Annotated in this window: 14 protein-coding genes and 1 tRNA gene; 10 read left to right on the top strand and 5 right to left on the bottom strand. The window is 73.7% G+C overall.

The features are described from left to right. Position 1: 1 nt before the first annotated feature. On the bottom strand, positions 2-661 hold the full coding sequence (locus tag ACZ6ZN_RS09765; RefSeq protein WP_451876517.1) for an HAD-IA family hydrolase: 660 nt from the start codon (positions 659-661) through the stop codon (positions 2-4). 202 nt (positions 662-863) lie between these two features. After that, on the bottom strand, positions 864-1,445 hold the full coding sequence (locus tag ACZ6ZN_RS09770; RefSeq protein ID WP_369197263.1) for a TMEM165/GDT1 family protein: 582 nt from the start codon (positions 1,443-1,445) through the stop codon (positions 864-866). Between the two features lie 389 nt (positions 1,446-1,834). On the opposite strand from ACZ6ZN_RS09770, the gene ACZ6ZN_RS09775 reads away from it, so the two are divergent. The 5 genes from ACZ6ZN_RS09775 (at position 1,835) to ACZ6ZN_RS09795 (ending at position 7,138) form a co-directional block, all read left to right on the top strand. Continuing rightward, the gene (locus ACZ6ZN_RS09775) at positions 1,835-2,479 is read left to right on the top strand and encodes an HNH endonuclease family protein (RefSeq protein WP_398111354.1); all 645 of its coding nucleotides are present in this window, start codon (positions 1,835-1,837) and stop codon (positions 2,477-2,479) included. A gap of 81 nt (positions 2,480-2,560) precedes the next feature. Beyond that, a complete protein-coding gene (locus ACZ6ZN_RS09780; RefSeq protein WP_469644729.1) occupies positions 2,561-4,201 on the top strand; it encodes an alkaline phosphatase D family protein in 1,641 nt (546 codons plus the stop codon). Positions 4,202-4,432: 231 nt separating this feature from the next. Next, on the top strand, positions 4,433-4,885 hold the full coding sequence (locus ACZ6ZN_RS09785) for a DoxX family protein (RefSeq protein WP_469644732.1): 453 nt from the start codon (positions 4,433-4,435) through the stop codon (positions 4,883-4,885). A 243-nt stretch (positions 4,886-5,128) separates the two neighbouring features. Further along, positions 5,129-5,725, top strand: coding sequence for a DedA family protein (locus tag ACZ6ZN_RS09790; protein WP_398111357.1), 597 nt, complete (start codon positions 5,129-5,131; stop codon positions 5,723-5,725). Between the two features lie 129 nt (positions 5,726-5,854). Continuing rightward, positions 5,855-7,138 carry a phosphatase PAP2 family protein gene (locus ACZ6ZN_RS09795; RefSeq protein ID WP_451876519.1) on the top strand — a complete coding sequence of 428 codons (1,284 nt, stop codon included), beginning with the start codon at positions 5,855-5,857 and terminating at the stop codon, positions 7,136-7,138. Between the two features lie 18 nt (positions 7,139-7,156). On the opposite strand, the gene ACZ6ZN_RS09800 is transcribed toward ACZ6ZN_RS09795, so the two are convergent. Further along, the gene (locus ACZ6ZN_RS09800; RefSeq protein WP_369197258.1) at positions 7,157-7,387 is read right to left on the bottom strand and encodes a DUF2277 domain-containing protein; all 231 of its coding nucleotides are present in this window, start codon (positions 7,385-7,387) and stop codon (positions 7,157-7,159) included. 103 nt (positions 7,388-7,490) lie between these two features. Between ACZ6ZN_RS09800 and ACZ6ZN_RS09805 the strand changes: the two genes are divergently transcribed. From ACZ6ZN_RS09805 to ACZ6ZN_RS09815, 3 genes are all read left to right on the top strand, one after another. Further along, positions 7,491-8,396 carry a ketopantoate reductase family protein gene (locus tag ACZ6ZN_RS09805; RefSeq protein ID WP_469644736.1) on the top strand — a complete coding sequence of 302 codons (906 nt, stop codon included), beginning with the start codon at positions 7,491-7,493 and terminating at the stop codon, positions 8,394-8,396. A 51-nt stretch (positions 8,397-8,447) separates the two neighbouring features. Then, positions 8,448-8,801, top strand: coding sequence for a hypothetical protein (locus tag ACZ6ZN_RS09810; RefSeq protein ID WP_398111360.1), 354 nt, complete (start codon positions 8,448-8,450; stop codon positions 8,799-8,801). A 198-nt stretch (positions 8,802-8,999) separates the two neighbouring features. Further along, positions 9,000-9,539: a hypothetical protein gene (locus tag ACZ6ZN_RS09815; RefSeq protein ID WP_451876522.1), complete on the top strand. Its 540-nt coding sequence runs from the start codon at positions 9,000-9,002 to the stop codon at positions 9,537-9,539. A 65-nt stretch (positions 9,540-9,604) separates the two neighbouring features. On the opposite strand, the gene ACZ6ZN_RS09820 is transcribed toward ACZ6ZN_RS09815, so the two are convergent. Then, positions 9,605-9,676 (bottom strand) — tRNA-Val (locus ACZ6ZN_RS09820). A 197-nt stretch (positions 9,677-9,873) separates the two neighbouring features. Here ACZ6ZN_RS09820 and ACZ6ZN_RS09825 point away from each other — a divergent pair. Both ACZ6ZN_RS09825 and ACZ6ZN_RS09830 read left to right on the top strand, forming a co-directional pair. Beyond that, entirely contained in the window at positions 9,874-10,725 is an 852-nt protein-coding gene (locus ACZ6ZN_RS09825) for a DUF4097 family beta strand repeat-containing protein (protein WP_451876523.1), read from the top strand. Between the two features lie 74 nt (positions 10,726-10,799). Then, positions 10,800-12,200, top strand: a complete 1,401-nt coding sequence (locus ACZ6ZN_RS09830; protein ID WP_398111363.1) for a hypothetical protein — start codon at positions 10,800-10,802, stop codon at positions 12,198-12,200. Between the two features lie 19 nt (positions 12,201-12,219). Here the strand turns inward: ACZ6ZN_RS09830 and ACZ6ZN_RS09835 are convergent, their stop codons facing one another. Next, positions 12,220-13,392: an amidase domain-containing protein gene (locus tag ACZ6ZN_RS09835; protein WP_469644740.1), complete on the bottom strand. Its 1,173-nt coding sequence runs from the start codon at positions 13,390-13,392 to the stop codon at positions 12,220-12,222. Between the last annotated feature and the right edge of the window lie 36 nt (positions 13,393-13,428).

Consider the following 13,428-nt stretch of genomic DNA (forward strand, 5'->3'; position numbering starts at 1 on the left):
GTCACCCGATGTGGAGGCGGATCGTCCCGTCCTCCGCGCGTTCCACCCGCACCCGGGTGAGGTCCTCCACGACCACGTCCGGGTCGTGGAAGGAGGCCCGGGGCCCGATCCCGACGACCCGCATGCCCGCGGCGCGCCCCGCGGCGATACCGGCTCCGGAGTCCTCGAACACCACGCAGTCCGCGGGGTCGACCCCGAGTTCGGCGGCGCCCTTGAGGAAGCCCTCCGGGTCGGGCTTGCTGGCCCCGACGGACTCGGCGGTCACCCGCACCTCGGGAAGCGCGAGTCCGGCCGCGGCCATGCGCGCGGTCGACAGCGGCACGTCGGCGGAGGTCACCAGCGCGTGCGGCAGACCGGCCAGCGAGGCCAGGAACTCGGGCGCCCCGGGGATCGCCACGACACCCTCGGTGTCGGCCGTCTCCTCCTGGAGCATCCGGGCGTTGTCGGCGTGGTTCTGCTCCATCGGCCGGCCGGGCAGCAGCAGCGCCATGGAGGCGTAGCCCTGCCGCCCGTGGACGACCTTCATGACCTCGTCGCCGTCCAGCCCGTGACGCTCGGCCCAGCGCCGCCAGACGCGCTCCACGGAGGCGTCGGAGTTGACGAGGGTGCCGTCCATGTCCAGCAGGAGGGCGCGGGCGGTGAGCACGGCGGTGGCCGTCATCGGCTGCTCCAAGGCTCGGGGCGCGTTCCAGCGCGGGCGAGGGGCGGGCGGCGCGACACGTCCGGCACGCCCCCGGGAGGGACAAGGCGGCCCCGCCCGCCGGTCAGGGAAAACGGGCGGAGGCCACTTTGTTTCTCTACGGTACAAAACAAACAGGCCCTCGCGCCAGGCGCCCCCTCCGGACGTTCACCCGCTGTTCGCCTCACCCGGTCACGGCCTCCCACAGGCTCCACACCCCGAGCGCCAGCATCACCAGCGCGGCGATCTGGGTGATCAGGCGCAGCGGCACCTTCTTCATCAGCGCCTTTCCGCCGACGATGCCGAGCCCGGCCACGGCCCACAGCGCGAGCACCGCGCCCAGACCGACGGAGAGCGGGTCGTCGTAGCGGGCGGCCAGGTTGGCGGTCATGATCTGGGTGAGATCGCCGAACTCGGCGACCAGGATGAGCATGAACCCGGCGCCCGAGACCTTCCAGAACGACTGGTTCTCCGGCTTGCGGACCTCTTCCTCCTCCTCGCCCTTCTTCAGCAGCAGCACGGCCGCGCCGCCCAGGAAGAGGACGCCCGTGAGGGCCTGCACGAGCTGCTGCGGCAGCAGCGTCAGCACACTGCCGGCCGCGACGGCGAGCGCGACGTGCAGCGCGAAGGCGGCGGCCACGCCGGCGAAGACGTAGGAGGCGCGGTAGCGGGTGCCGAGGACGAGGCCGGCCAGGGCGGTCTTGTCCGGCAGTTCGGCGAGGAAGACGACGCCGAAGACGACGGCCGTCACGGTCAGGCTGATCAAGGGTTCCTCAATCGGTCGGGGCTGCCCCACCGAGAGTGCTGGATCCTCACACACGACACCTCGGCACGGCAGCGCACTCGGCGCCCGCGCCGGGGGGCACGGGCGTGCACTGCTTGCCGAAGGTCTCGCTGGCCCGCCCCTTGCGGGGCCTGCCTCCGGGCGCCGGCTCAGGCTGGCTGAGCAGTATGTCGACGGTCCGGCGAAGAGCTACTCCCCTTCTGCGCCGTCCATGGTACGCGACGGTCCGGGCGTGAAAAGTTCCCCCGTGAACCTTGTCATGTCATGGACCCGTCACTACCTTCTCACCGGGCGCACACCTGTGCGCAACACGGCTGCGCGAGCATTCCCTCGCTCGCCCGCCAACACGCCCTTCCCAGCAGGGAGTTCGCATGCCCAGGTTCTACGCGCGTCGACGGTTCAGCCTCGCCGCGGCCGCCACCGCGCTCATATCGGCCGCCACCCTCTTCAACGCCCCCACGGCCTCCGCCGCCCTCCCCACCCCCGTGAGCGGCGCCACCGCCCGCTCCTACCTCGCCACGCTCACCGTGGCGACCGAGAACCGCACCGGGTACAACCGCGACCTCTTCCCGCACTGGATCACCCAGTCCGGCACCTGCAACACCCGCGAGGTCGTCCTCAAGCGCGACGGCAGCAACGTCCAGCAGGACTCGTCCTGTGCCGCCACCAGCGGCAGTTGGTACTCCCCGTACGACGGCGCCACCTGGACGGCCGCCTCCGACCTGGACATCGACCACCTGGTCCCGCTGGCCGAGGCCTGGGACTCGGGCGCCGGCTCCTGGACGACCTCCCGCCGCCAGTCCTTCGCCAACGACCTGACCCGCCCGCAGCTCATCGCGGTCACGGACAACGTCAACCAGGCCAAGGGCGACCAGGACCCCGCCACCTGGATGCCCTCCCGATCGGACTACCGCTGCACCTACGTCCGCGCCTGGGTCCAGGTGAAGTACTACTACGGCCTCTCGGTCGACTCGGCGGAGAAGTCGGCCCTGCAGAACTACCTCGCGAGCTGCTGACACGCACGCGATTTCGTGTCGGAACCTCCCCGCCGCTCTCCGTCGTTCCGTACCGTACGGGGCGACGGAGAGGGGAACGACATGGCCGACCTGCGCCTCGGACCACTGCTGAGGTACACCGACGGCTCGTCCGCGACCGTCTGGATGGAGACGGACGGCCCGTGCGCCGCGGAGGTCCGCTGCGCCGACGGCGCGGGCGGGAGCGCGCAGAGCTTCCTGATCGCGGGCCACCACTACGCCCTGGTGCCGGTGACCGGCCTCACCGCCGGCACGACCACGTCGTACGAGGTGCTGCTCGACGGCGCCAGGGTGTGGCCACTGCCCGGCTCGCCCTTCCCGCCCTCGGTGATCCACGCGCCGGGCCCCGAGGGCGCCCTGCGGGTCGCCTTCGGCTCGTGCCGCTGGGCCGCCCCGCCCGCCGGCGGGGACGACCCGGCCGGCCCCGACGCCCTGGACGCGCTCGCCACACGCCTCGCCGCCGACCCCGACGGCGAGCGGCCGCACGTCCTGCTGCTGCTCGGTGACCAGGTGTACGCCGACGAGACCTCCGACGCCACCCAGCGCTGGCTGGCCGAGCGGCGGGACACGAAGAAGCCTCCGGGCAGCGGGGTCGCCGACTACGAGGAGTACACCCACCTCTATTACGAGTCCTGGCTCGACCCGAGGATCCGCTGGCTGCTGTCCACGGTGCCGAGTTTCATGATCTTCGACGACCACGACGTCATCGACGACTGGAACACCTCCGCCTCCTGGCTCGCCGACATGCGCGCCACCGACTGGTGGCAGGAGCGGCTGCTCAGCGGCCTGATGTCGTACTGGGTCCACCAGCACCTGGGCAACCTCTCCCACGACGAGCTGGCGGCCGACCCCGTCTACGAGGCGGTGCGCGCGGCGCCGGACGGCACCGGGGTGCTGCGCGAGTTCACCGCCCGGGCCGACGCCGACGCGGCCACGGTCCGCTGGAGCTACCGCCGCGACTTCGGCCGGGTCCGCCTGGTGATGGTCGACAGCCGGGCCGCCCGCGTACTGGAGGAGAAGGACCGCGCGATGCTCGACCCGGGCGAGGAGGCCTGGCTGCGCGAGCAGATCACGGACCGGGGCGAGGGGTACGACCACCTCCTGCTGGGCACCTCCCTGCCCTGGCTGCTGCCGGACCTGGTGCACAACGCCGAGGGGTGGAACGCGGCGCTGTGCCGGGGCGAGCGGGGCGAGCGCTGGGCGCGCCTCGGGGAGAAGCTGCGGCGGGCCGCCGACCTGGAGCACTGGTCGGCCTTCCCGGAGTCCTTCGCGGGCCTCGCGGACCTGATCGCCGAGGCGGGTTCCGGACCCGGAGCGCCGGCGACCGTCTGCGTGCTGTCCGGGGACGTGCACCACGCCTACATCGCCGAGCCGTCCTGGACCACCGGCCCCGGCCCGGACTCCCGGGTGGTGCAGCTGGTCTGCTCGCCCGTGCACAACTCGGTGCCGCTGTCGATGCGACTGGCCTTCCGCCTCGGCTGGAGCCGTGCGGCCCGGGGCCTCGGCCGCCTCCTGGCCCGGCACGGCCGGCTCGCGCGGCCGCCGGTCGGCTGGCGCAAGACGGACGGCCCCTGGTTCGGCAACCAGCTCATGACCCTGACGCTGCGCGGCCGTTCGGCCCGGCTGCGGCTGGAGCACGCCAAGCCCCGGCAGGGCGCGGGGCCGCGGCTGACGACCCTCCTGGACTCCGAGCTGAGCCGGTGACCGCGTCCCGGGCGGCCGGCCGGGTGTGGATCCGGTCACTTCCCGGACGCGGTGGGCGGGGCGCGAGGGGCCTCCCGTGCTGCTGGGACGGCGGTCGCACCCGTCACCAGGACCGAAGCCATGGCCAAATGTTGAACTTGCAAGCATCGGTTAGGTCCACCTAACGTGAGGGCTCGTCGGTTCGTCCCCGACCGGCCTGCCCCGGGCCGGCCAACCGAAGGAGCCCCCCACATGACCGCACGCCTCGACGGCGCCCAGCCGTACGCACTCGGACTGTTCCGGATCGTCGTGGGCCTGTTGTTCGCCTGCCACGGGGCCGTCGCGCTCTTCGGCGTCCTCGGCGGCGCGGACGGCAAGGGTGGCACCGTCACGACCGGTGCCTGGCCGAACTGGTACGCCGCCGTCATCGAACTGGTCGGGGGCACCCTGGTGCTGCTCGGCCTCGGCACCCGGGTCGCGGCCCTCGTCTCGTCGGGCGCCATGGCGTACGCCTACTTCAAGGTCCACCAGCCGCAGGCGCTGTGGCCGATCGAGAACAGCGGCGAGGGCGCGGCCATGTACTGCTGGGCCATGTTCCTGCTGATCTTCACGGGCTCCGGCGCGTTCGGCGTGGACCGGCTGCTGTCGCGCCGCCCCTCGGCGGGGCAGCGATCCTCGGCGGAGCAGACGCCCGTGGCCGCCTGAGCCGTCCGGCCCCGCACCGCGGCGCCTCCCCGCCCGGCGGGGAGGCGCCGCGGCGTCGCGTCGCCAGGAGGGCCAAGCCGGGCGAGACGGCACGAGGTGAACAGTCGGTACCGAACGTACGAGCCCCCCGTGAACCGCCCGTCACACCCGCGCGTACGCTGTATGGCTGTCATGGCCACTCCTGCCGCTCCCCCCGCGTCGCCGCGGCACGGCTTGGCCCACGGGGGACCACGGGGAGTTGCGGTGCTGGAGCAGATCGGGTCGCTGGTCGGCAGTCCATGGATCTACGCGGTGGTGGCCCTGTCGGTGCTGCTCGACGTGTTCCTGCCGGTGCTGCCCAGCGGAGTCCTGGTCATCACGGCCGCCACGGCGGCGGCCGCCGGGACGGCGACCGACGTGCCCGACATCCTCGCCCTGACCCTGTGCGCGGCCACCGCCTCCGTCCTCGGCGACCTGGTCGCCTACCGTCTCGCCTGGCGCGGCGGCCCCCGGCTGGACCGGGCGATCTCCCGCTCCCGGCGCCTGACCCGCGCCCAGGAGCGCCTCGGCGCGGCCCTGGCGCGCGGTGGCGGCGCCCTCGTCGTCCTCGCCCGCTTCGCCCCCGCCGGGCGCTCGGTGGTCTCCCTCGGCGCGGGCGCCGCACGGCGCCGGGCCCGCGACTTCCTCCCCTGGTCGGCACTGGCCGGTCTGACCTGGGCCGCGTACAGCGTCGCCCTCGGCTACTTCGGCGCGCAGCTGCTGGGCGCGACCTGGGTGGCGACGGCGGTGTCCGTGGGGGCGCTGTTCGGGGCCGGGGCCGGGGCGGCGTACCTGATGCGGCGCGAACCGCGGCCCTCGTAGCCCCGGCGGGCCCACCACCACGACCACGGACACGATCGGGAAGCGGCTGAGACAGTGACCACTCCGGCATCGCCCCAGGCGTCACGCCCACGACGGATCGCGCAGGCCGCGCGCCGTCACCCACGGGCGGTGCTGTGGTGCGCGGCGGGAGCGATCACGCTGGGCTTCCTCCTCGCGCTCCAGCTCGTCGCGCGGCACCTCGGGATACCCGGGCCGATCACCACCCAGGCGCGGGAGGTCGTGTACGCCCCGAAGTCGGGCTTCCTGCTCTACGCCAGCCTGGGCCTGACGATGCTGGTCCTGACCTGGCGGCAGCGGCTGATCGCCCTGGGCGCGGCCGTCGGCATCGACCTGGTCTTCCTGGCCGTGCGGTTCGCGACCGGCGCCCTGCCGGGCGAGGGCCACCCCTTCGGCAACGGCGCCCTGTGGGTGATGCTGGGCCTGGCGGTCGTCGCCCTCACACGCCGCACCGGCGCGGAACGCGTTCTGCTGCTCAAGGGCGTGGGGCTCGGTCTGCTGCTGGTGACGGGCCGCAAGACGGGCGACACCTGGCTGTCGATCACCTCGCAGACCCGGCCCGTCACGCTCGACCCGTACATCGCCATGGCCGACCACGCGCTGGGCAACCCCTCGTGGCTGGCGGGCCGGCTGCTCCGGGCGAGCGGCCCGGTCGGCGAGCACGCGCTCGACTACGTCTACGCCCAGCTCGCGGTCGCCGCGGTCGTGGTGGCGCTGTACCAGCTGCGCCACGTGGCCGCCGAGCGGCGCTTCCCCCGCCACCACCTGGTCCGGACGTTCCTGGTGATCGGCCTGGTCGGGCCGGCGGTCTACATGGTCTACCCGGTGGTCGGGCCGATCTTCGCCTACGGCCCCGAGGGCGGGCCCTGGGCGGTGGCGAACCTGTGGCCCCACACCCTGCCGCCGGTCACCACGCCGTTCAAACTGCCCTTCGACGAGGTCACCCCGCGCAACTGCATGCCGAGCCTGCACACCGCGTGGGCCGTGACGATCTTCATCCACTCCCGGCAGGGGCCGCGCTGGCTGCGGTGGGCCGGTGCGTTCTGGCTGGTGGCCACGCTGGCGGCGACCCTCGGGTTCGGCTGGCACTACGGGGTGGACCTGGTCGCGGGCGTGGTCTTCGCGTACACCGTCGAGGCGGCCCTGCGCTCCTTCGACCGCGGCTGGGACCGGGCCGGGGTCTGGCTGGTCGTCCACGGCACGACGGTGTTCGCGGTGCTGCTGGCGTCCTACCGCTTCCTGCCGATGGAGATGGCCCGCCACCCCTGGCTCGCCGGACCGCTGCTGCTGCTGGCGATGGCGTCGGTGGTGCGCGGCTACCACCGGACCCTGCGGCTGTGGGAGACGGACCTCCCCGCGGCACCGCGGCCACAACCCCAGCCGGAACTCGTCTGAGCCCTCGCGCCGCGGGCGCTAACCGGCCCGGCGGGCCGCGGCCCCCCGCACCTCCAGGCCGTCGAGCAGCTCGGCCGTGGCCTGCGTGACGGCCTCGACGGCGCGGTCGAACACCTCCTGGTTGTGGGCGGCGGGGGCGCGGAAGCCCGAGACCTTCCGTACGTACTGCAACGCTGCTGCGCGCATGTCCGCCTCCGTGGCCTCTTCGGGCAGGGCGGGCGGACGAAGCGTCTTGATACTCCGGCACATGCCCCCCAGTCTCGCCCTTCCGGCCTCCTGAGGACAGCGCCGGCTGCCATGATCCTCCCGAGGCGGCCACCACACAGGGGCCGACCGACGAGAGGAACCCCTCATGGCGAACGAACTCACCGTGGCCGTCCTGGGCCCCGGCGGCGTGGGCGGACTGCTCGCCGCCCTGCTCTCCCGCGCCGGCCACCGCGTGATCTGCCTGTCCGGCGAGCGGACGGCCGGGATCCTGCGCGGCGAGGGCATCCGGGTCCGCAGCGCCCGGTTCGGCGACTTCACGGCCCGGGTCGAGGCGGACACGGCCCTGCGCGAACCGGTCGACGCCTGCCTGGTCACCGTCAAGCACACCGCACTCGACGCGGCCCTGGCGCGCGTCCCCGCGTCCGTCCTGTCCGACGGGCTGCTGGTGCCGTTCCTCAACGGCGTCGAGCATCCGGCGGCCCTGCGCGCCCGCTACCGGCCCGACCGGGCCGCCCCGGCCGTCATCCGGGTCGAGTCCACCCGCCCGGCCCCCGGCGTGGTGGAGCACGACAGCCCCTTCGCGGAGGTCGACCTGACGGGGGCGCGGGCGCCCCGGCCGCGCCTGGACGCCCTCGCCGGGGCCCTCGACGCGGCCGGGCCCGCCACCCGGGTCCTGGAGGACGAGACCGCGGCCCTGTGGGCCAAGATGTCGTTCCTGGCGCCCTTCGCGCTGCTGACCACCCGGTACGGCCTGCCGCTGGGCGAGGTCCGCGACCGCCACCGCGACGAGCTGACGGCCCTGGTCGCGGAGACGGCCGCGATCAGCCGCGCCTGCGGCGGCCCGGGGGACCCGGCCCAGGCACTCGCCCGTTACGACGCCTTCCCGGCGACGGCCAGGTCGTCGATGCAGCGCGACGCGGAAGCGGGCCGGCCGCTCGAACTGGACGCCGTCGGCGGCGCGTTGCTGCGTGCGGCCGAGCGGCACGGGGTGGCGGCGCCGGTGGCCGCGCGGGTGGTGCGGGAGCTGGAACTGGTACACCCGTTCGCATGAACCACGGGAACGAACTCGCCCGCGTAAATCGAACAGGCGTATTATTGGGCCGTGGCTACGACCTATGACTTTCCGAGTGACCTCCTCGCCGGTCAGGAGGAACTCCATCAGGTCCGGGCCGAGTTGTCGGCCCTGCTCAAGCGGCTCCCCTGGTCCGTGGAACCGCTGGACGGCTTCAGCGACGACAACGGCTGGCGCAAGGTGGAACGCCCCGCCTCCCCCGGCTGGACGGCCGACGAGCAGGCCGAGGTGGAGAAGCTGCGCCGCCGCGAGCATGAACTCGCGGTGTTCGTCAGCACCCACCGCTACTGGTCCGCGCTGACGGGCCCGGACCGGGTGGCGGCCCGCTCCCGGCTGAAGCACGCGCACGAGGCCCCGCCGGTGGAGACCGGCGGAGCCCCGTGACGCGCGGGGGTCAGCGCCCGCCGTCGGCCGGGAGCCGCTTCATCCCGGCGACGCCCTCGTGGGCGAACTCGCGTGCGGCCGGCGGGACATGGGTGCGAGCGCGCGACCCCATCGGGTGAACTCATTCAAGCTTCTACAACCGTCCGCGAGCCGCGGGACGTCGTACCCCCGCACGACACGATTGATCGAGGGGTACCCATGAGCCAGCAGCACCCGCAGCAGCCCGCCCAGCCCTACCCGCCGCAGCAGCCCGGGTTCGGCGCCCCGGCGCCGCAACCGCCGAGGAAGCGCGGCATCGGCAAGATCGCGGGGCTCGGCTGCGCGGGCGTCCTCGCCCTCTTCGCTATCGCCGCCGTCGCCACCGGCGGCGGCGGGGACGACAGCGGCGACAGCTCGACCAAGGACAAGGCCGTCACGGCCGACAGCAAGCCGAAGAAGGCCGGGCCGGCCGCGGAGAAGAGCCAGGCCGAGCAGTTCCGCGCCTGTGTCGCCGAGAGCGGCACGCAGACCGAGAAGGCCGCCGCCGAGCACGTCACCAAGGTGACCGGCGCGGACAAGCGCAACGACATCCTCGACGCGGCGGAGGTCTACACCGACTTCAGCGGCGGGCTGACCGGTCCGCACCAGGGCGAGGGCAAGCTCATCGCCTCCGCGTTCACGTCCTGCTACGAGTCGGACAACGGCCTGGTGACCGTCTACGACAAGGACGGCGAGATCCTGGCCAACGCCAACTACTGACCCGCCCACCGGCCCCAGGAACGGAAACAGGCCCCCGGGAGAACCCGGGGGCCTGTCGACCGCGGTGGGCGCGGACGGTTTCGAACCGCCGACATCCTGCTTGTAAGGCAGGCGCTCTACCCCTGAGCTACGCACCCGCATCCCGGGGCACGCCCAGGACGAGTGGACAGCCTACCCTGCCCGGGGCGAGGTCCCGCAAACCCGTATCGGGCCGTGCCGGGGGTTAACCCCACCGCCGATCCGGGAGCGGCCCGGATCCTCCCGGCGGCCCCGGTTGCCTACCGTCATGACAGCGCCCGAGCGCGCCCGTCGTTCCGTCCAGGGGGAGACCGTCATGGCCCGCACCGCACGCACCGCCCGCACGACCCGCACCGCCACCGTCCGCGCGGCCGCCCTCACCGGTGCCGTCGCGGTCCTCGTCGCCGGGCTCAGCGCCTGCGGGGCCTCCGCCGGTGACGACGAGGACCCCGACCACAAGGCCTTCGACCTGAAGGGCCGCACGCTCACCGTCGACTCGGACGACTCCGCCCTGGAGATCGTCGCCGCCGAGGAGCACCCGGCGGGGCGCATCCAGGTCACCCGCTGGTTCCAGGGCTCGGTCGTCATGGGCAGGGATCCCGAGGTGACCTGGTCCCTGCGCGACGACCGGCTCGTCCTGCGGCTGAAGTGCTCCGGTGTCGTCGCGGACTGCTCGGCCAAGCACCGCATCGAGGTGCCCCGCGGCATCACCGTGAAGGTCGAGGACGGCGACGGCAGCGTCCGCGCCCGGGGCTTCCGCGACCGGCTGGACATCCGCACCGGCGACGGCTCCGTCCGCGTCACCGACACCACCGGCCCCACCGAGCTGCGCACCGGGGACGGCTCGATCCGCGTCTCCGGCGTGAGCGGCCCGCTGCGGATGCGCACCGGCGACGGCTCCATCCGGGCCGACGTCTCCTCCCGGGACGTGCGCACCCGCACCGGCGACGGCTCCGTCCGGCTCGAACTCGGCGTCGTACCGGACCGGGTGGAGACCCGCAGCGGCGACGGCTCCGTCACCGTCTCGGTGCCCCGGGCGGCCTACCGCGTGACCACCCGGACCGGCGACGGGGGCGTCGACGTGTCGGTCCCGCGCGACGAGAACAGCGGGCACGTGGTGACCGCCGAGACCGGTGACGGCAGAATCACGGTGCGAACGGCGAACTGACCGGCCCGTGTGTTCGTCCTTCACCGGTGGGACAATGACACCGGGCAGGGTGGACCACAGCACGGGAGAGGGATGTGACGGCGACACCAGCGCAGCCGTACTCGCCGTCGGTGCCGCGCGCACCTCGTCCGCGCCGCCGCCCTCCCCGCGCCCCGGGCCCGCTGCGCGACACGCTCGCGCTGGCGGCGCTGCCGGTGCTGCTCGCCCTGGCGCTGCCCGCGGCCTTCGCGGGCGGCGGCACCCGGCGCTGGTTCGGCGGCCGGGCGGAGAACCAGCGCGCCGAGGCCCAGGCCGCCAAGGACGCCGTCGCCGCCGCCTTCTACGAGCTCGACACCGCCCAGCGCGACCTGCGCATCTCCATCGAGACGATCAGGGCGGTCGACGACTCCCCCGCCGCCCGGCGCGCCGTCGAGGGCTTCGACGCCCTGGGGCGGCGCATCGACGAGGCCAGCCACCAGTACATCTCGGCCGTCGACGCCCACGACCTCGACCGTGACGACCTGGAGGCCTCGGCGGCTTCCCGGGCCCGGGCCGAGCTGGCCGCGGCGAAGGAGGAACTGGACCGGGTCAAGCGCGACCTGGACCGGTTCGCTGAGGGCCTCGGCCCGCTGCTCGGCAAGGCCGAGACCCAACTGGCCCGCCTCGCCCCCGCCGTCGAGCGGGCCCGCCAGGCCCTGCTGGCCGCCTCCGGCGCGCTGGACGCCGTGCGCGGCTCGGGCCTGAAGGCGGACGACCTCGCCGCGCGTCTGGCGGCCCTCTCGCCGGAGCTCACCAAGCTGAACCAGGGCGCCGGGCAGCACGGCGTGCCGCAGACCCTGGAGCGGGCCGAGCGGGTCACGCGCGCGGCGGAGGCGGTCCGGGTCGAGGCCGAGCGGCTGCCGGAGCGCGCCGCCGAGATCGACCACCGCCTGGTCTCCCTGCGCACCCGCGCCCAGGCCCTCACCACCCGCTCCGAGCAGGTGGAGCCGACCCTGAGCGAACTGCGCCGCCGGTTCACCGCGGCCTGCTGGCAGGACCTGCAGCAGGTCCCCGACGTGGCGGCGGGCAACGTCCGCCAGGCCGAGACGAAGCTGGCCGAGGCCCGCGCCGCCCGCGACGAGCAGCGCTGGGCGGACGCCACGGCCCTGCTGTCGACCGTGCGGGCCCTGCTGAACACCACCGACGAGGCGGTCTCGGCCGCCGGTGACCGTCTGCGCCGCCTGAACGCCGTGCAGAAGGACCCCGAGCAGGAGATCGAGCGCACGCGTTTCGCGATCCGCGACGGCCAGCGGCTGGCCATGGCCGGCCGCAACACCCCGGACCCGCGCCACGCCCGCCCGCTGGACGAGGCCGTGGCGCGGCTGGAGCGCGCCGTCGCCGCTCTGGAGGGCCGGCACCCCGACTACTGGCACTTCCTGCTGGAGACGGAGGCGGTGCGGCAGTCGGTGGCCGGCGTGGTCTCCCGGATCCGGGAAGAGCGCGGGGCCGGGCACTGAACCCGGCCCCCGCCCGGAATCAGGTGCGGTAGGCGTAGTAGTACGCGGTCGGGTACGACGCCACGAGGCTCGCCACCGACCGGCGCAGGGTGTTGTTCGAGTGGTACGTCACGTACGGCACGCCGCGGCTCTTGTACGTGACGATCATGGTGTGGTCCTTGGACCCGTCCCGGTCGAAGTCCATCTGGAGGACGTCGCCGACCTCGAGCTGGTAGACGTTCGACAGCGGCGTGGTCCGCTTGGAGTTCTGCGCGAACCAGGACCACTCGTTGACGCCGATGAACGAGTGCGACTGGATGTCGGCGTTGCCGAACCACCGCGTGTAGTCGTACACGTAGCCGGGGACGTGCTTCCAGCCGCCCGCCTTCAGGGCCTGGCTGACGAAGTTGGTGCAGTCGCCGCCGGCGCCCTGGCCGTTGAAGTCCGGGTAGTCCTTGTTGTAGGCGTTCCAGTGCTTCTCGGCGTAGGCCGCCATGGCCTTGTAGTCGTACGTCGTGGCGGTCTTGGGCACCTGGACCGGGTAGCGGGTGGTCGCGGCCCGGGGAGCGCTCGGCGTCGTGGTGGTGCCGGACATGGGCACCTTCACGGAGGCCGGCTTGGACAGCGTGTTCACCGCGAGGCCGCCCTCGTCGCTGTCGCGGACGGCCGTCAGCCGCCAGTTGCCCTGCCGGTCGGCCTTGAAGGTCAGCTCGTGCTTGGCCTGGAAGCCGGTGGTGCGCGGCGCGCCGCCCCGGGCCCCGGCGTAGGTCAGGGTGGTGGTCTCGGTGACCGCGGCCTTGGCCGTACGGCCGGTCACCCGCGTGGCGTTCAGGGTGACGGTGGTGCCGGCCTTGCTGTACTTCTCGCCGGCCTTGGCCAGCCTCGCCTTGCGCTGCTCCAGCCCGGACAGCGTGGCGTCCTCGGTGCGGGCCGTGCCCGAGGACAGGGCGACGTCGCCGGAGAACCGGTCGGTCAGCGGCGCGTCCCTGCCGCCCCGGCCGCCGTCGAGCAGGGCGTTGGTCCGGTCGGTGAAGACGGCGTCCGCCAGCCGCTGGAACGTGGCCTTGGTCCGCGCGTCGACCGTCGGGTCGTCGGTGACCGCCGCGCCGGCGCTCCAGTTGGGCAGCAGGGCGACCCCGGCGACCACCGAGGTCGCCGCGGCCCCGATTATCGTGACGCGGCGTCGGGTGCCGGTCAGTCTTCTCGATCTCACTGATGTTCCTCTCTGGCCCGGCCAGGTGGTGCCGGG

It is taken from the genome of Streptomyces sp. NPDC053665 (assembly GCF_055585285.1).

Coding starts and splice junctions, on each gene's coding strand:
- ACZ6ZN_RS09765 (WP_451876517.1), bottom strand. CDS start 661: ATGACGGCCACCGCCGTGCTCACCGCCCGCGCCCTCCTGCTGGACATG.
- ACZ6ZN_RS09775 (WP_398111354.1), top strand. CDS start 1,835: ATGCCCAGGTTCTACGCGCGTCGACGGTTCAGCCTCGCCGCGGCCGCC.
- ACZ6ZN_RS09780 (WP_469644729.1), top strand. CDS start 2,561: ATGGCCGACCTGCGCCTCGGACCACTGCTGAGGTACACCGACGGCTCG.
- ACZ6ZN_RS09785 (WP_469644732.1), top strand. CDS start 4,433: ATGACCGCACGCCTCGACGGCGCCCAGCCGTACGCACTCGGACTGTTC.
- ACZ6ZN_RS09800 (WP_369197258.1), bottom strand. CDS start 7,387: ATGTGCCGGAGTATCAAGACGCTTCGTCCGCCCGCCCTGCCCGAAGAG.
- ACZ6ZN_RS09805 (WP_469644736.1), top strand. CDS start 7,491: ATGGCGAACGAACTCACCGTGGCCGTCCTGGGCCCCGGCGGCGTGGGC.
- ACZ6ZN_RS09815 (WP_451876522.1), top strand. CDS start 9,000: ATGAGCCAGCAGCACCCGCAGCAGCCCGCCCAGCCCTACCCGCCGCAG.
- ACZ6ZN_RS09825 (WP_451876523.1), top strand. CDS start 9,874: ATGGCCCGCACCGCACGCACCGCCCGCACGACCCGCACCGCCACCGTC.